At 73.1% G+C, this 17,674-nt stretch carries 13 protein-coding genes and 1 pseudogene; 10 read left to right on the forward strand and 4 right to left on the reverse strand.

Annotated features, from left to right (window positions below; translation table 11 throughout):
• Positions 1-523 precede the first annotated feature (523 nt).
• The gene (locus tag IHE55_RS14365; protein ID WP_197989385.1) at positions 524-1,657 is read left to right on the forward strand and encodes a cystathionine gamma-lyase; all 1,134 of its coding nucleotides are present in this window, start codon (positions 524-526) and stop codon (positions 1,655-1,657) included.
• Between the two features lie 48 nt (positions 1,658-1,705).
• Positions 1,706-2,183, forward strand: a pseudogene (locus IHE55_RS14370) (NUDIX domain-containing protein).
• Positions 2,184-2,702: 519 nt separating this feature from the next.
• Here IHE55_RS14370 and IHE55_RS32655 read toward each other — a convergent pair.
• From IHE55_RS32655 to IHE55_RS14395, 4 genes are all read right to left on the reverse strand, one after another.
• A complete protein-coding gene (locus IHE55_RS32655; protein ID WP_232265563.1) occupies positions 2,703-3,749 on the reverse strand; it encodes a pyridoxamine 5'-phosphate oxidase family protein in 1,047 nt (348 codons plus the stop codon).
• Between the two features lie 427 nt (positions 3,750-4,176).
• Positions 4,177-5,406, reverse strand: coding sequence for a globin domain-containing protein (locus IHE55_RS33410; RefSeq protein ID WP_443742606.1), 1,230 nt, complete (start codon positions 5,404-5,406; stop codon positions 4,177-4,179).
• A gap of 1,086 nt (positions 5,407-6,492) precedes the next feature.
• The gene (locus tag IHE55_RS14390) at positions 6,493-7,125 is read right to left on the reverse strand and encodes an HAD family hydrolase (RefSeq protein ID WP_197989387.1); all 633 of its coding nucleotides are present in this window, start codon (positions 7,123-7,125) and stop codon (positions 6,493-6,495) included.
• Positions 7,126-7,484: 359 nt separating this feature from the next.
• Positions 7,485-8,597, reverse strand: a complete 1,113-nt coding sequence (locus IHE55_RS14395; RefSeq protein ID WP_197989388.1) for a Gfo/Idh/MocA family protein — start codon at positions 8,595-8,597, stop codon at positions 7,485-7,487.
• A gap of 350 nt (positions 8,598-8,947) precedes the next feature.
• On the opposite strand from IHE55_RS14395, the gene IHE55_RS14400 reads away from it, so the two are divergent.
• From IHE55_RS14400 to IHE55_RS14435, 8 genes are all read left to right on the forward strand, one after another.
• The gene (locus IHE55_RS14400) at positions 8,948-9,976 is read left to right on the forward strand and encodes an NTP transferase domain-containing protein (protein WP_307826877.1); all 1,029 of its coding nucleotides are present in this window, start codon (positions 8,948-8,950) and stop codon (positions 9,974-9,976) included.
• Positions 9,977-10,035: 59 nt separating this feature from the next.
• Positions 10,036-11,142 (forward strand): glycosyltransferase family 2 protein, encoded by a 1,107-nt coding sequence (locus tag IHE55_RS14405; protein ID WP_197989390.1) that lies wholly within the window; start codon positions 10,036-10,038, stop codon positions 11,140-11,142.
• Positions 11,129-12,022: a glycosyltransferase family 2 protein gene (locus IHE55_RS14410; protein ID WP_197989391.1), complete on the forward strand. Its 894-nt coding sequence runs from the start codon at positions 11,129-11,131 to the stop codon at positions 12,020-12,022. Before IHE55_RS14405 ends, IHE55_RS14410 begins: the two co-directional genes overlap by 14 nt.
• A gap of 48 nt (positions 12,023-12,070) precedes the next feature.
• The gene (locus IHE55_RS14415) at positions 12,071-13,087 is read left to right on the forward strand and encodes a GNAT family N-acetyltransferase (protein WP_197989392.1); all 1,017 of its coding nucleotides are present in this window, start codon (positions 12,071-12,073) and stop codon (positions 13,085-13,087) included.
• 18 nt (positions 13,088-13,105) lie between these two features.
• Positions 13,106-14,812 (forward strand): carbamoyltransferase family protein, encoded by a 1,707-nt coding sequence (locus tag IHE55_RS32660; RefSeq protein WP_197989393.1) that lies wholly within the window; start codon positions 13,106-13,108, stop codon positions 14,810-14,812.
• A gap of 37 nt (positions 14,813-14,849) precedes the next feature.
• Positions 14,850-15,587 carry a hypothetical protein gene (locus IHE55_RS14425; protein ID WP_197989394.1) on the forward strand — a complete coding sequence of 246 codons (738 nt, stop codon included), beginning with the start codon at positions 14,850-14,852 and terminating at the stop codon, positions 15,585-15,587.
• 65 nt (positions 15,588-15,652) lie between these two features.
• Positions 15,653-16,834 carry a Gfo/Idh/MocA family protein gene (locus tag IHE55_RS14430; RefSeq protein WP_197989395.1) on the forward strand — a complete coding sequence of 394 codons (1,182 nt, stop codon included), beginning with the start codon at positions 15,653-15,655 and terminating at the stop codon, positions 16,832-16,834.
• Positions 16,827-17,636, forward strand: a complete 810-nt coding sequence (locus IHE55_RS14435; RefSeq protein ID WP_197989396.1) for a glycosyltransferase family 2 protein — start codon at positions 16,827-16,829, stop codon at positions 17,634-17,636. The genes IHE55_RS14430 and IHE55_RS14435 overlap by 8 nt, the downstream gene beginning before the upstream one ends.
• The last annotated feature ends 38 nt before the right edge of the window (positions 17,637-17,674 follow it).

The following is a 17,674-nucleotide window of genomic DNA, read 5'->3' on the forward strand; positions in this document are numbered from 1 at the left end:
GGTGACCCGTTCCGGCCCACGGCCGGTTCCGCCCGTTCCCGCCCGCGGCCGGTTCCGCCCGTTCCGGCACCCGACCGGGTTCGTTCCTGTTCACTCCGGCGCATACTCGCCCGTTCCGGCCCATTCCGGTTCGGCCCGGACGCCGGCACCCCGGACGTCCCGCCCCCGAGGGTCCACTTCCCGGACGGCCTGTTCACCACAGGGCCGGTTCACCGTACGGTCCGTTCTCCGGACGGTCCCGGGCGCTCTCCGGGCGGTTCTCCGGGGCGGTCCGGTCTCCGGGCGGTCCGCCGCGGCACCGTCGGCGCGGCGGACGGCCCGGCGGGACAGGCGGACGGCCCGGCGGCCCGGGCGGACGGCTCGGCGGGACGGCCCGGCGGCCGGTTCCGGTAGGACGCCGGGCGGCGGGTACGACTTCCGGCAGCGACCACGACCACGGCCACGACCGTGACGCTCACGACCACCCCACGACCGTGACGGCGACGGCGACGGCCACGGCGACAGCAGCCACCGAGGAGGACCCATGAACGGCGACGGAACCAGGGCCGTGCGGGCCGGACTGCCCGAACCCGAGACGTACCGGCCCACCCTCCCGGGGCCGGTCTTCACCGCCCACTACCACCTGCACGGTGACGACGACCCGGCCACCGGCCCGTACACCTACGGCCGGGACGCCAACCCCACCTGGACGCTGCTGGAGCGGGCCCTGGGCGAACTGGAGTCCCCGGACGCCGAGGCCGAGACGGTGGTCTTCGCCTCCGGGATGGCCGCCATCTCCGCCGTCCTCTTCTCCCAGCTGCGCCAGGGCGACGCCGTGGTGCTCCCGGACGACGGCTACAACCTCCTCGCCCGGCTTCGGGAGCGGCTCACCGGCTACGGCATCGAGGTGCGCACCGCACCCACCGCCGGCGACGCGCAACTGCGGGTGCTGGACGGGGCCAAGCTGCTGTGGCTGGAAACCCCCTCCAACCCGGGGCTGGACGTCTGCGACATCCGCCACCTCTCCGACGCCGCGCACGCCCAGGGCGCACTGGTCGCCGTGGACAACACGCTCGCCACCCCGCTCGGCCAGCGCCCGCTGGCCCTGGGCGCGGACTTCTCGGTGGCCAGTGGCACCAAGGCCCTGACCGGCCACGGCGACGTACTGCTGGGCTACGTCACCACCCGGGACCCCGAGCTGGCCGCCTCGGTCCGGCTCTGGCGGAAGACCGTCGGCGCCATCCCCGGCCCCATGGAGGCGTGGCTGGCCCACCGCTCGCTCGCCACGCTCCACCTGCGGGTGGACCGGCAGGCGACCAACGCGCTCGCCGTGGCGGAGGCGCTGCGCGACCGGCCGGAGGTGAGCGGGCTGCGCCACCCCGGCCTGCCCGAGGACCCGTCCCACCGCCAGGCGGTGGCGCAGATGCGCGGCCGGTACGGATGCGTGGTCTCCTTCGCCCTCCCCGACCGCGACCACGCCCGGCGGTTCCTCGGGGCGCTGCGCCTGGTGGACGACGCGACCAGCTTCGGCGGGGTCCGTTCCACCGCCGAGCGGCGGGGACGCTGGGGCGGGGACGCGGTCCCGGAGGGGTTCATCCGCTTCTCCGCGGGCGCCGAGGACCCGGACGACCTCGTCGCGGACGTGCTCGGTGCCCTGGACGAGGCGGCGCGCGGGTAGCGCCGCCCGATGGGTTTCAGCCGTCCCCGGTTGCGGCAGATGTCAGCTATGACCGACCGACCTGTGGTCAAACGCACCGCTCGCGCCCTGCTGATCGACGGCGAGGACGAGCCGGAACTGGTGCTGATCAAGCGGACCAAACCGGGCGAACCGCCGTACTGGATCACGCCCGGCGGCGGGGTGGAGCCCGAGGACGCCTCGGTGGTCGCGGCACTGCACCGGGAACTCGACGAGGAGCTGGGCGCCACCGTGACGCGGGTGGTGCCCGCCTTCGTGGACACCGTGCCCTACCCCGGGCCGGGCGAGGAGGCGGAGGCCACCGCGCACGGCGGCCGCGTCCCCGGCGCCACCGACCCGCCGGCACGGACCCGAGGTGGACGAACCGCGCGGGGAGTACGAGGTGGTGCGCGTGCCCTTCACCCGCAAGGGCATCGCCTCGGTGGACGTGGTCCCGCCCTCGCTCCGGGACTACCTCGACTCGAACGTGGAGGGCGTGCTGGCGCTGCTCGCGGACGACCTGGTCTGAGGTACGGGCCCGGGCCGGGCCCTTGTCCGCGGACGCGTCGGCGCCGGCCCTCCTGGGCCCCGGCCGTCGGCGCCCCGGCCGTCGGCGCCCGGGCCGTCGGCGCCCGGGCACAGGGCCGGGTGCGGGCCGTCCTGCCCGGCCCGACCCGTTCACCCCTGCCTGTCCTGCCGGGCACACCCCGTCCGGGCCAAGCCGAGGCGCCGTCCCGCCCGGGCCGGCCCCGTCCGGCCCGGGCGCACCCCCGCGACCCGTGCCGGACGCGCCCGGGACCGGCGGCACCGGCCGTCGGGCCGGGGCCGCCACCGTCACACCGTCCTGCCACGAGGACTGGACCGCCCGCCCACCGGCGCCGTCACGGGGCCCGGGCCCCCCAACCACCGGTGCCGTCACCTCCGCGCCGGACCACCGCCACCGCGCCGTTCGTCCCCGGCCGGGCCGAACACCACCGGAGCGGCGCGTCGTACCGCCCCCGCGCACCGGGGCGGCGCCGCCCGTGCGCAGCGGGACCGTGCCGCCGGATCAGCCGAACCAGCCGGTGAACGGAGTGGTCGCCTCCGCCGCCCGGCGCTCGGCCCTGGCCAGGGCTCGTTCGGCCTCCCGCCGCCACCGTGCCGGGTCCGCCTGTTCCCGCCGGCCGGCGACCGGGGTGCGCCGGGGTGCGCGCAGGCCCGCCTCGGCCGCCGCCCCGAAGAAGTCCCCGCCCTTCCGCCGGACGTCGTCGGTGCCCCAGTCCCGGTCGCTCCGCCGCGGCGCGTCGGCCTCGTCGCCGTCCCGGCCGGGGTCGTACCGCCCCCGGTTCTCCCGAACGCCCCGGTCTCCCCGGTCCTCCGGCCGGTTCCGGCCGTCGAGGCCGGCCCCACCGCCGTGGCCGTCCCGGCCGTCGTGACCGTCCCCGCCCTCGCGGCCGGCGCCGACCCGTGCCGGTGGGCCCTGCTCCGGGGCGCGGGAGCCGTCCGCCCGGCCGCGCACCGGTTCCGGGTGACCCGGCGCGCCGGGCTCCGCCTCCGGAGCCGGGTGCGGGGCCGGCCGCTCCTCGGGCGGGCGCACCCCGCCACGGTCCGCGCCGCGCGACTGCCGCGGTACCGCCTTCGCCAGCCGGGGGATGTGCTTGGCGCAGTGGATGTACGCCTCCTCCACGCTCACCTCGACCCAGACCACGGCCCGGCGGCCGGGGACGGGATCGACCGGCAGCCCGGGGTGCAGCCTCCGCATCAGGTCGTCCTCCACCAGCCGGGCGCTGCCGTTGACGTGCAGCCCGATGCGGTCCTTCAGGAAGTCGATCAGAAGGATGCCCACATGCGGGTTCTCCTCGATGTTGCCCAGGCTGGCGAGGACGCCGTTGCCCCGGTACTCGGGGTAGGCGAGGGTACGGTCGTCGAAGACCTGGAGGAAGCCGGGCGGACCGGCGCGGAAGGTGCTGTCGCACTCGCCGTGCCGGTCGGCGGTCGCCAGGAAGAACATCTCCTGCCGGGAGACGAACTCCCGCATCCTCGGGTTGAGGTGGTCCAGCACCTGCTCGTCGTAGAAGCGGTCGGCCCGCTCCACCGTGCCCAGGCGCCGCTGCAACGCGTGCTCCCCGTCGCTGCCCGGCCGGCCCGCCGGAACCGCCCCCGGCAACGGACTGGCCGGCGCCCCCCACGGCGTCCGGACCGGGCCGAGTTCCGCGGCCGGGCCGGGGCCCGTGGCCGCCGGCGTGGGCCCCGGGGCCGGTCCCGCCGGGGCCACGGTCGGCGCGGGCGGTACCGCGGCCGGTGCCACGGGCGGCGTCCGTACCGCGGCCGGCGCGGTGGCGGTGACCGGAGCCGGCCCCGGCACGGCCGGAGCCGGGGCCGCGGCCGGGGGCTCGGCCGGTCTCCCGGCCGGTGCCACGGTGGGCGCCACGGCCGGTGCCGGTGTGGTGGCCGGGGTGACCGGCGTCATGGCCGGCGTCCCGTCCGGTGGCGCGGTCCGCCCGCGCTCGACTCGGCTGTCGTACACAGTCTCGCCCCTGCCCCTACTCTCCGGTCGCGACCAGCTCTTCGATCGAGTCATGCCGTATCCGGTGGGTGGGGATCCCCGCGCCCACCAGGGCGTCCACACTTCTTCGGATCATGCCGGGCGGCCCGGACAGATAGGCGTCGTAGGCGTTCCAGGGCCCGTACCGGCGGACCGCGTCCGGCAGTTGGCCGGCCAGCCCCCGGGTCGGACCGTCGGAGACGACCGGCCGCACCGACAGCCAGGAGTGGATGCGCTCCAGCTCCCGCAGGGTGTCCATGTCGTACAGGTCGTGGTCGCTGCGGGCGCCGTAGAACACCTCCACCGGACGGGTCCGGCCGTGCTCGGCGACGTCCTCCACCAACGCCTTGATGGGCGCGATGCCGGTGCCGCCGCCGAGGCAGAGCAGGCCGTTGTCCCTGCTGTGGTCCACCGTCATCGACCCGGCCGGCGGACCCAGCCGGAGCACGTCCCCGGGCCGGGCCCGGTGCACCAGGGCACTGGAGACCCACCCGGCCGGGATCGCCTTGACGTGGAAGCAGAGCAGCCCGTCCGAGCGGGGCGCGGCGGCGAAGGAGTAGTGCCGCCACACCCGCGGCCACCAGGGCGTCTCCAGGCTGGTGTACTGCCCGGCGAGGAACGGGTACGGCTGGTCGGGCCGGACGGTGAGCACCGCGATGTCCGGGGTGCGCAGCTCGTGCGTGACCACCTCCGCCTGCCACCAGGCGGGCCGGTGCAGTTCGTCCTCGGCCGCGGCGTCGATCATGATCTGCGAGATGGTGGTGTACGCCCGGACCCACGCCTCCTCGGTCTCGGCGTCCCAGGTCCGCTCGGCGTACCGGGTCAGCGCGGCGATCAGGCACTCGCCGACCATCGGATAGTGCTCCGGCAGCGTGCCGTACTTGCGGTGTCCCCGGCCGAGATGGGTGAGGTACGCGGTGAGCGTGCCGATGTCGTCGATCAGCCGTGCGGCGGTGAGCAGCGCCTTGAACAGCCGGTCCCGCTGCGCGTCCATGGAGGCCGGGAAGAGGTCGCGCAGCTCGGGGTTCTGGAGGAAGAGCAGCGCGTAGAAGTACGAAGTCACCTTGTCGGCGATGGGCCGGATCTCCGCCATGGTGCGGCAGATCAGGTCCACGTCCGCGGCGCCCGGTTCCGTCCCGGCCCCGGGGGCCGCCGGCACCGGGGCGGTGAGCTGCGGGACGGCGCCCGGCGGCGGCAGGTCCAGGGTGGACGGCGGTGCGGCGGCCACGGACGGGCCGGGTGACTCCCGCTGCGCCGGGGCGAGTTGGCGGCCCGGTGGCGCCGGCCGGCGGCCGCCGGACACCGGCCGCGGGGGTATCCCCGCGGGTGCCGCCCGCTCCAGGCCCGGGCCGGACACCGGTCCGGGGCCCGTCCCCGGGGCGGACACCGGCGGTTCCGGCCGGCCCCCGCCGGCCGGGGGCGGCGGACCGTCCGGTGACCGGTGGTCCTCGCGGTACAGCGCCGGCACGGCGAACGGGTCGGGCGGCCCGGCCGGGTGCCCGCGCCCCCCGGCCCGGCCGTGGCCGGCGTCGGCGGTCCCGCCACCGGCGCCCACCGCGCCGTGTCCGGTGTCCGGCGGGCCGCCGTGGCCGGCGTCGGCCGGGCCGTGGCCCGCAACGGCCGGGGCGGGAGCGGGCGGGCCCCCGCCGGGCCGGTCCACCGGCCGCGCCCCGCTCACCGCGCGCCCGGCGCCGGCACCGGTGGAACCTTGCCCGGCACCCGCACCGGCAGCACCGTGACCGGTGTCCGCCGACCGACCGGCCCCGGGAACGACCCCGGCACCCGCAGGACCGTGACCGGCATCCGGCGCCTGGCCGTCGGCGGGCGCCGGCCCGGTGTCCTCCTCGGCGCTCCTCCTGCTCGGGGTGAACCAGCCCCAGTCGCCGCTGTTCCCGCCTGAGTCGCCACCGCCGGCGGACGACGTGCTGGTCGGAGCGTCCATGGTTGCCTCGCCTCGAACGTCTTTCTGTCGGTTGTCGATCGACTTTCCCGGTCCGGGAGGTGTTCGTGAAGCTCGCTCCGGCCGGGTGGTCCGCCCGTCGTCCGCTCCGGGCGGGGAACGCCGGCACACCGGCGCCGGCCCGTCCCCGCGGTGTGCGGCACCGGCCTCTCCGCGCAGCCTGCCAGCCGCCCGTCCCCGCGACGGACGTATATCCGGAAGTTCGCGCGGTAAGGGTCCTTGTCCCTCTAGGCTGCTTCGGCCCATGCGGTGCCGCGACAGCGTCCTGGCGCGTACCCGGGACCGACCCTACCCGGCGTCGGCGATCACACAACCCCGGACTTCAACAGCGGCGGGCCGCCCGGCGGGACACGGTCAACCGCGCTTTTCCACGCATTCGTACGCCTCCCGCAGATCCCTCCCCGTATACGCGTACGAGGCGATTCCACTCACATGGTGATCGGCGTTGACGGCCACCGACGTCGGTACCACCGCGAAGAGTTCGGCGTCGGACATGGAGTCCCCGTACGCCACGCAGTCGGCCCGTCCGAGGCCGTACCGGGCGCAGAGTTCATCGGCGATACGGACCTTGGCCGCCGCGTTGAGGATGCCCGCCGGGTCCACCGGCTCCCGGAACGGCACCGACGGCCAGCGGGAGCCGTGGGCGGCGTCCGCGCCCCAGTCCAGCAGCCGTTCCACGAAGAAGCCCGGCGACAGCGAGATCACCGCGCACCGCTCACCGCGAGCCCGGATGTCCGCCCAGACCTCGCGGATGCCGGCCAGCCACGGCGCCTGCTCGAACGCCGCCGCCACCTGCGCCTCGGTCAGCCCGCTCCACAGCTCGCACGCCCGCACCGCGAAGTCGCCCGGGAGCAGGCGGCCTTGGGCGAAGTCCCGCTCCAGCTCGCCGATCTCCCGCTCGACTCCGAGCTGGCGGGATATCTCGACGGCGGCCGCGGACCCGTGGATGAGCGTGCCGTCCAGGTCGAACAGATGGAGTCTTGTCATATCGGCCGAGCCTAGAAGACCGGCCCGCCCCCCGGGCACGGCCACCGCCCCGCCCCCCGCAGCCGGCCACCGCCCCGCAGGCCCTCCGCACGCGGAGCCCCCCGCCGCGGCCCGGCACGGCCGGCACCCCGCGCCGGGCCGCGCCCGCCTTCCCGCCGGGTCCCCTCCCTGTCCCCCCGATCCCCGGGGCCACCGGCCGCCGCACCCCCCACGGCCCCGCGCCGGCCCCCGGACCCCCGCACCCCGCGCGCCACACACCGGGTCCTCGGCCCGCCGCCGGTCACGCCGCGCACCGCGCATCCCGGCACCGGGCCGCCCCTCGGCGGGCAGGCCGGCTCGTCAGTCGACGGGCAACCGCCTCAGTCGGCGCTCCGGTCCGCCCCCGGCCGGGCGTCGAGGGCGACCGGGGCGGGCCGCTCGCAGGTGCTGTGCACCGTCCGGGCCGATCCCGTCTCGGCCGCGGCGAGCAGACACTCCATGATGTCCACCACGTGGTGGGCGAGTTCCCCGTCCGCACGGTGGGCGGTACCGCGCGCGATGGCCTCGGCCATGTCCGCGACGCCGATGCCGCGCCCCCCGTCGCGGTAGCCCCCCGCCACCGGTACCGGGCGCCACCGGGTCTCCCCCGCCCGGCACAGGCGCACCTCACCACCGAAGCTGTTGGGGTCGGGGACCAGGAGGGTGCCCTGTGAGCCGTAGACCTCGATCCTGGGCAGCGTGCTCTCCCACACGTCAAAGCTCATGATGAGCGTGGAGAGCGCCCCGCTGTCGTGCTGGAGGACGCCGGTGACGTGGGTCGCCACCTCCACGCCGAAGGTCGTCCCCGCCCGGGGGCCGCTGGCGATGGTGCGGGTCGTCCGGGGGGTGTGTGACATGCCCGTCACCCTCCGGACCGGGCCGAGCAGGGAGACCAGGGCGGTGAGGTAGTAGGGCCCCATGTCCAGCAGCGGACCGCCGCCGGGCCGGTAGTAGAACTCCGGGTCCGGGTGCCACCGCTCGTGCCCAGGGGTGAACATGAAGGCGCTGGCGGCAACGGGGGTGCCGATCGCGCCGCCGTCGAGACATGCCCTGGCGGTCTGGATTCCGGCGCCGAGCACGGTGTCCGGCGCGCACCCCACCCGTACGCCCGCGCGCGCGGCCGCGTCGAGAATCGCCCGGGCGTCGGCGGCGGTGGTGGCCAGGGGCTTTTCCCCGTAAAGGTGCTTGCCCCCGGCTATCGCGGCTCGCGCCACCTCCAGATGGGCCTCCGGAGTGGTGAGGCCGAGGATCAGATCCACCTCGTCGGAGGTGTACAGCTCCTCCGTCGTGGTGACGCCCACGCCGGGAAATCCCCGGGCCGCCGCCCGGGCCCGTTCGGTATTACGGGAAGCAATCTTCACAAGACGTACGCCGGTCACACGGGTCAGCGTCCGCATATATTCCCCGCTGATGTTCCCCGCGCCGATGATGCCCACACGCAGCGGCTTGTCCATGGTGTTCCCTTTCCGTGTTCTGCCCGACATCGCGACGGCCCGGACGGCACGGCGAGAATGTGAATCCCCCCACACGCCCGGGAAGAGAGAGAACGAGATGGGCTCACTTTCGCCGTTATACCCCCTCGAATGGACTCAATATATACACAAAACGGTCATTGGCGGCCAATCCCCGTACAGGCGGATGCCTTCAGTGATGCGTTCACCACTAACCGCTGCCTGCAAAGTACATGCTTGACGACGTGCAGACCTCATGTAATGATCAATCGTCCCGCTCTTGCCGCTGGAATATTCACAGGTTACAGAGGGTGCGGGCCGGAAAAGCATTGATCAAAACAACGGGGGAATTGGTGGTGCTTGACGAGCTATTTTCCGCACCGCCGGCAGCGCAACCGATCGACCGGCATGTCATAGCCGACGGATTTCGTACAGAAACCGGACGCCCCGAAACCACGCTGATGTTCGGCCGGTCATTGCGTGTCATTGTGGCGGCGGCCGGTAAAGGCACACGTTATCTGGGCGACACCCCGAAGGTGGTCGCCGCCGGCGGGCAACCGGTCCCGTTGGTCGTCCGCGTGGTGTCCGCGGTGCTGCCGCTCGACGCGCAGCCGCTGATCGTCGTCAACGAGACCACCGGCCCGCTGGTGGAGAAGGCGCTGCGGGAAGCCGGCCTGGAGTTCGCCACCACCGTCCAGGACCCCGCCGTGCCCGGCATGGGCGGAGCCGTCCTGAGCGCCCTGCGCAGCTTCGAGGAGCCCCCGGACGACGTTCTCGTGGTCTGGGCCGACATGGGCATGGTCTGGGCACCGAACCTGTGGCTGTCGGTGGTCCTCCACCAGCACCTGCACTCATGGATGTCGTTTCCCACGAAAACCAGGAAAGACCCCTACGTCTCCACCATCCGGGATTCCCGGGGCCAGCCGTGTGATTTCCTCTTCCGGCGGCACGGTGACCCCATGCCGCCCACCGGTGAATCCGACTGCGGCGCGTTCGTTTTCCGTGCCGATATTCTGCGGGAGCTTCTGGAGTGCCGCGCCGGTGCCGTACGGGAGCCCGGTCAGGAGATCGACATCCTGCCGCTCGTCCGTGACCTGGCCGCAGCCGGAAGACCACGTTACGCCTTCCACATGGCGTCCGACGAGGAAAGCCAGGGCGTCAACACGCTCGCCGAACTCGAAAAAGCAGATCTACGCTACGAGTCCGGCCTGAACCGAACCCGAAACGCATTCGCCGCCGCGACCGACGCGGCCGGCCTCCTCGAAGTCGTCACCCAGCACAGCGTGCAGCCTCCGCTGGTCAAGGACTTCTGTCAGCACATGGCAAGAACAGGGCTCAAACTGAGCGATCTTCCCGTGGGTCTGCGTTCTCTGTGCAGCTGAGCATTCCGCTGCCCGCATTAGTTACAGACATTCCCCAGACCTAGCCAAGGAGGTCAGCCATGCCTGATTCCGTCGGTCTCTCCGTCATCGTCCCCAGCCATAACGGCCGGGAGGCGATGACCATGCGGCTCATCGACACCTATATCGACTCGGCACGGTACGCCACGCTTCCCTCGGAGCTGGTGATCGTGGACAGCTCCGACCGCGACGAGGCGGCCGACCTGGAGAAGTACTGCGACCGGCACGGAGTGCGGTACCTGCGCGGTCCCCGCCCGGCCGGCGTCAAGCGGAACCAGGGCGTGGCCGCGGCGCGGTACGACGCCCTGTTGTTCGTGGACTCCGACTGCATGCTCACCCCCGCCTCGCTCCGCGAGCACGAGCGCATCTTCGAACTCCCCGAGAGCGTCGGCGCGGTGACCGGCGCGGTGGACCTGCACGGGCCGATCACCCCGCTGTGGAAGGTCCTGGACTGGTCGGGGATGTACAGCCAGTGCTTCGACCACCCGCGCCAGTACGAGCAGGTGCTGTGGGGCGTGACGGCGAACATCTGTGTGCGCCGGAGTGCCTTCGAGCGCTGCGGCAGGTTCGACGAGGACATCGTCACGCCGGTGGGCGGTGAGGACGTGGACTTCGGTGTCCGCATCACCGAGTCCGGCTTCACCATCCGCACCAACCCCGACGCCCTGGTGCGGCACGCCCGGGAGCACGTCACGGTGCGGCACGTCGCCCGCAGCATGCTGACCTACGGTCGCGCCGACACCTACCTGTGCCAGGTTCACCCCGAGCGGGTCGAAACCTACGTCGATCCGGCCTGCGCCGGGGCGATCGGCCTCGCCGCCGGTGCCCTGCTGCACCGGCGGAAGGCACCGGCGCTGGCCTGGGGTGCCGCCGCATGGGCGGTCACCGCCCTCAAGCGCCAGACCGCCCAGCCCTACACCCCCGACCAGGGCGAGGCCCCCCGGGTCACGGGCGCCGCCGACGTCCCGCGGCGGGTGGCCGCCGGGCTGCTGGACACCTGCTTCGACGTCGGCCGGCTGGCCGAGGCGATCAGCGTGCGCCGGTTCGATCTGCTCCTCAAGCGCTTCCGGTACGTCGATCCCGAGTCGTTCATCCCCCGCCGGGCCGGCTCCTCCACGACCCAGGTGGCGTCCGATGCCGACCGCTGACGGCGGCGCCCTCCGGTGCACCATCGCCATCCTCTGCTACGAGCAGGCCGACATCATCGGGGAGACGGTGCGGTCGGCGCTCGCCCAGACCCGCCCCGCCGACGAGATCCTGGTGGTGGACGACGGCTCCACCGACGGAAGCGTCGCGGTGCTCTCCGGGTTCGACGGCATCACGGTGATCCGGCACGAGGCCAACCGCGGCCGCACCGCCACCCGGAACACCCTGCTGGAGGCCGCCACCGGAGACGTGATCGTCTATCTGGACGGGGACACGGTGGCCCGGCCGGACCTGCTCGCCACTCTCCTTCCGGAGTTTGCCGATCCGGCGGTGGGCGCCGTGGGCGGCCAGGGCGTGGAAACACGCTGCAAGTCGGTTTACGACCGCTGGCGGGTCACCTACGCGACCCAGAGCTGGGGGCCCCGCCGGCGTGAGGTCCCCTGGCTGTACGGACTCGCCTGCAGCTTCCGCCGGTCGGTACTGGTCGAGGTGGGCGGCTTCTACGGGTACGCCGAGGACCTCCAGGTCGGCTATGCCATCCGGGCCCGCGGACACCGCCTGACCTACGTGCCCGGCGCGGTGGTCGAGCACCGCCGGCAGGACGACCGGGCGTCGTTCGAGCACATGTTGTTCCGCTGGTGGCGGGGGAGCTTCGTGGTGGAGAAACGATGGGGCCGGCCCGCTCTGGCACAGCTGGGTGGCGGCATCGTGACCGAACACGCGAAGCACTGCGCGAACCATCTGCTGCGGCGCGACTGGCCGATGCTCAAAACGGATGTCCTGGCTGCCCGGGCGAAGGTCAGAGGAATGCGTGAAGGCCACCGGTTGTGGCGCGCGGAGAAATCATCGAAGAAGTCTCCCCAGGTGATGAAGAAGGGCTGAGTACGGCCCGGGAAGAGCTGGTTCGAAGCCTTGGATCGGAGCATCGAATTGGGCTCGGAACGCTATCGGATAGAAATACACCCGCTGACCGGATACCTGCGCGACCGGAACCCCGGATGGCACACGCTGCACCGCGCGGACCCCGATGCCACGCCGTTCCACCACCCGGACTGGATCGCGGCCTGGTGGACCGTCTTCGCGCCCTCCTTCGAGGACGCCGTGGTCCTGTCCGCCCACTCCGGGCACGACCCGGTGGCCGTCCTCCCGCTGGCGCTGTCGCGGGGCGCCGACGGGGAGCTGACCGCGTGCTGCGCGGGCAACCGGCTCACCGACTACTGCGGCTGGGTGGCCGACCCGCGGGCGGACCACGCCGGCCTCCTCCGCGAGATGCTGACCGCGCTGGCCGGCTCGGGGGTCTCGGCGGCACACCTGTGGGACGTCCCCGCGCACAGCGCCATGGGTCGGGCGCTGCACGCCGCCGGGCCGGACGCGCGGGTGACCGCGGAGGGCGGGGACGTTTGCCCAGTCGTCACCTTCCCCCGCCGCTGGGAGGACTACTGGGCGGCGCGCGGACGCAATCTGCGTGGACTGGTCCGGAAGGCCAGGAGGCTGGAGAGCGCGGCTGGCCCCGCCGCCACCGTGCTGACCTCCGACCCCGGGCCCGGCCGGCTCAAGTCGTTCATCGACCTGCACCTGGCCTGGTGGCGATCGCGGGGGCGGGACAGCCTGCTGGAGTACCCGACCGCCCAGGACCTCCTGACGGCGCTCGCGGAACGGTTCCGCGGGACCGGGAACCTGTTGCTGTCCGAGCAGCGGTGCGCCGGAGACGTGACCGCCATGTTCCTGCTGGCCGAGGACGGAAAGGCCCGTTACTACTACCAGTCGGCGCTGAATCCCGAATTCGCTCACCTCCACCCGGGCATTGTGCATATGCATGACGTGGCCCGCCTGACTTATGATTCCGGATTCTCACGCTTTGATCTCCTGCGCGGCGAAGAGCGCTATAAGGTGCAGTTCGCCAATCAGATGTCGCGCAACATGAACGTCGTCATTTCACTTTCGTAGCAACGCAATGGAGGACCCGTGATAATTCTCGGAGTAAATGCGGGCTATCATGACAGCTCGGCCGCGCTCGTCGTGGACGGCCGGCTCACCAGGGTCGTCGAGACGGAGCGGGTGACCCGCCGGAAGCGGGCGCACCACGTCTCCCCGGCCCCCGCCATCCAGGCGTGTCTGGCGGCCGAGGGGCTCACCCTGGCCTCGGTCGATGCGATCGCGGTGGGCTGGAGCTTCCCGGCGTTCCCGGAGTACCCGGGGGAGGGCTACACCGCCGAGGAGCGCGCCGCCTTCTACGAGTGGATGCTCGACCCGGAGGGCGTCGCCGAGCACGTCTACGGCAGCAAGCGGCGCCGCCGGCCCCTGGCCCCGCTGCCCGAGGACCTGCCGCCGCTGGTGTTCATCCCGCACCACGACGCCCACGCGTACTCGGCGTTGCTGGTCAGCGGCTTGGACCGGGCCTCGGTCATCGTCGCGGACGGCCGCGGTGAGCTGAACGCCACCTCCATCGGCATCGCGGACGGGTCCCGGCTCGACTGGCTGAAGACCTGGCCCCTCCACCAGAGCCTGGGCGAGTTCTACGGCATCGCCGCCGAGTGGAGCGGCATGGACTTCTGGGACGCCGGCAAGCTCATGGGCCTGGCCGCCTACGGGACCCCCACCCAGAAGCTGCCGGTCGAGACGGGCAAGGACGGCTACGCCTTCACCCTGGGCGACATGTCCGACGTCGGGCCGAACAAGCAGCACCGGGCGCTGCGGGAACGGCTGGAGACGTACTTTGCCGAGCAGACCTACCCGTACCGGCGCGGGGACGGCCGCGAGATCATGGCGTACGCCAACTTCGCCGCCTCGGTGCAGGACATGCTGGAGCACAGCATGGACGCCATGTTCCGGGTCCTGGAGCAGGCCGGCGGCAGCGACCGGCTGGTGGTCAGCGGCGGCGTCGCCATGAACTGCACCATGATCGGGCAGCTCACCCGCACCCCCGGCATCACCGACGTCTACGTCCCGTCCTTCCCCTACGACGCGGGCGTGAGCGTGGGCGCCGCGCTCGCCCTGTCCGACCGCAAGGGGGTGGCCCTCTCCACGGAACGCCTGCGGTCGGCGTACCTGGGCCTGGACTACGGGGCGCAGGACATCGAGTCCGCGCTGGCCGGCAGCGGTCTGATCTGGGAGCGGCTCGCCGAGAACGACCTGCTGGACCGGGCCGCCGCGATCCTCGACGGCAACGGCCTGCTCGGCTGGTTCCAGGGGCGGGCCGAGGTCGGCCAGCGCGCGCTGGGCCACCGGTCCATCGTGGGCAATCCGCGGGACCGGGGGAACCTGGTGCGCATCAACGAGCTCAAGGGCCGTGAGATGTGGCGACCGCTGGCGCCCAGCGTCCTGGCCGAGCACCTCGGCGACCTGTTCGAGGTCGGGGAGGCGCGCAGCCCCTACGACTTCATGCTCGCCGCGGCGCGGGTACGGCCGGAGGCGGCGTCCCGCATCCCGGCCACGGTACACGTCGATGGCTCCGCCCGGCCGCAGGCCGTGCGACGCGAGACCAACCCCCGCTTCTGGGGCCTGATCGACCGGTTCCGGGACCTGACCGGCATCCCCTGCGTGCTGAACACGTCGTTCAACCTCGCCGGTGAGCCGATCGTGAACTCCCCCCAGGACGCGGTCGCCACCTTCCAGAAGTCGGACCTGACCGCCCTGGTGATCGGTGACTACCTGGTCACGAAGCGGAGCTGACCGAACCCCGGTGGACGACAGGAGGCCCCACGTGGGGATGGGACGAACCGGAACGGCCCCGGACGGGCCGGCGGGCGTCACCGGGACGCCGGCCGACCTGGTGGAGCGCCTGGACACCGCGTCGGCGTGCTTTCCGCTGCACGCGGCGCTGAGCCTGGAGGCGGGCGACCGCCTGACGTTCGCCGCGTGGCGGGAGCGGGCGTGCGCCACGGCGGAGGCCGGCCCCGGGCGTCCGGGGAGCGGCCCGGACAGCGACACGTCCGGCCCGTCCGCGGGCCTCCCGCGCACCGCCGAGGAACTGCCACAGGCGCTGATCGGGTTCCTGGCCCGGTGCCGGCTGGAGTGCTCCGCGCCCCGGCTGCCGGCCGTACGCGGCCGGCACGAGGCGTCCCGCGGCGGCCGGGAGAGGCATCTGGCCGCCGCGCCGCTGGCCGTCCGGTCCGTCCGGCGGCTCGCCCTGCTGCTGCTGCCGCCGGCCGGGTCGGCCGGCCTCCATCTGACGGGGCGGTTCGAGGCCGAGGACTTCTTGATGACCGCGGAGCGGGAGGAGGCCACCACGGTCCACCTGACGTCGTCGATGGCCGCCCGGACGGCCGAGGCGCACTGGCGCGACTACGACCTCACCCGGGTCCGCGAGGTGATCGTGCACACCGGCACCGGGGCCGGCCCGGGCGGCACCGGGACCAACAGGGCCCTGCGGGTCCTGGGCACCGCCTTCCCCAACGCGCGAGTCGTGACGGGCACGGCCGGCGGCCCGTTCACCGCGACGCCATGACGAGCACCGGCGGCCCCCGCCCACCGGCGGCCGGCCGCGGTGCCGAAGAAAAGGAGGGACCGACGTTGGTCCAGGAGACGCCCGCCGGGCAGACGGTGGGACTGGCCTTCATAGGCTGCGGGTACGTGGCGGACTTCTACGCCGCCACGCTCCCCAACCACGAGCAGCTCCACCTGGTCGGCGTGTGGGACCGGGACACGGCCCGCAGCACGGCGTTCGCCAAGGAGTGGGACTGCCGCGTCTTCGGCTCGTACGACGACGTACTGGCCGACCCGCGCGTCGATATCGTTGTCAACCTGACCAATCCGGCGAGCCACTTCGAGGTCTCCAGGGCCGCGCTGGAAGCCGGCAAGCACGTCTACTCGGAGAAGCCCTTCGCGCTGGACATGGCGGACGCCGAGGCCTTGGTGGAGCTCGCCGAGGACCGCGGCCTGCTCCTCTCCTCGGCGCCCTGCACCCTGCTGGGGGAGACCGCCCAGACCCTGTGGTCGGCCCTGCGGAAGGGTGTGATCGGGCAGCCCCGCCTGGTCTACGCCGAACTCGACGACGGCATGGTGCACCGCATGCCGCACCGCGAGTGGTACAGCGCCTCCGGTGCTCCCTGGCCGGCCGCCGACGAGTTCGCCGTGGGCTGCACCCTGGAGCACTCCGGCTACGTCCTCACCTGGCTCACCGCCTTCTTCGGGCCGGTGCGGCGCGTGGTGACCTATGCCGCCGAACTGCTGCCGGACAAGGGTGTGGGCGAAACCTTCCACACCCCCGACTTCTCCTGCGGGGTGCTGGAGTTCCACTCCGGCGTGGTGGCCCGGGTGACCAACAGCATTGTGGGGCCGCGGGACCACTCCGTGCGCATCATCGGCGACGAGGGCGTGCTGAGCATCGCGGACACCTTCCGGTTCGGCGAACCGGTGCTGCTGAGCAAGGCGCACCCGCCGGCCATGGAGTCCGGACGCATCGGATACCTCGGGGAGTTCACCGAGTACCCCCTGGTCCGCCCCGCCGACTTCCCGCACCGCTACACCGACACCCACGACATCGAGTTCTGCCGCGGCATCGCGGACATGGCGGAGCAACTGCGTGGCCGGGGCCCCGGCCATCTCAACGCCCGGCACGCCCTGCACGTCCTGGAACTGACGCTGCGGCTCTCCGGGGGCGATGGCGCCGCCGGCGTGCACGACATCCGTACGACCTTCCCGGCGCCCGCCCCCATGCCGTGGAGCAACCCTGGAGGTGCCGGGGATGAGTGAGAATCCGCGCGTCTCGGTCGTCATCGCGACCCGCAACGGCGCCACCACGATCGCCCGGACCCTGCGCTCCCTCATGCGGCAGAGCATGGAGGCGTGGGAGGCCATCGTGGTGGACGGTGAGTCGGAGGACGACACCGCCGCCATCGCCCAGGGCATGGGCGACGACCGGATCCGCGTCCACACCGTGCCGCACCGCAGCGTCGGCGTGTCCCGGAACTTCGGCGTCTCCCAGGCCCGGGCGGACGTCGTCGCCGTCCTGGACTCCGACGACGTGTGGCCGGAGTGGACCCTCGCGCTCCAGCTCCGGGCCCTGGCCGAGCGGCCGGACGCGGACGCGGTCTTCGGTGACTGCCGGCTGGTGTCGGAGGACGGCACCATCGGTTACGAGATGAGCGCCGTGGTCCGCCACCCGGCCGTGGTGACGATGAAGGACATCCTCACCACCCGCCCGGTGTGCGGCTCCACGCTCGCCTTCCGCACCGGGCCGTTCCGGGCCGTCTCGGGATACGACCCGGAACTGGGCAGCATCGAGGACTACGACCTGTACTACCGGCTGGTCCTCAACGGCGCCCGGCTGGTGCACATCCCCCGGATCCTGGCCACCGTGACGGTGAGCCGCGGCGGGATGTCCAACGACATCGCCAACTACCGGCACTGGATGGAGATCGTGCTGCGCCGGGTGCTGGCCGACGCCCGGCTGGACGGGCCGACCAGGGAGATCGTCGAGCAGCAGATCGATGGCCTGCAGCGCGCCAGCATTCCGGTTCACGAGCGGGCCATGCGCGGGCTGGCCGCCTCCTGAGCCACCTGACGCGGGACTGCGGCAGGCGCCTGAACGCC

The sequence above is a fragment of the Streptomyces pactum genome, from assembly GCF_016031615.1.
GTDB lineage: Bacteria > Actinomycetota > Actinomycetes > Streptomycetales > Streptomycetaceae > Streptomyces > Streptomyces pactus.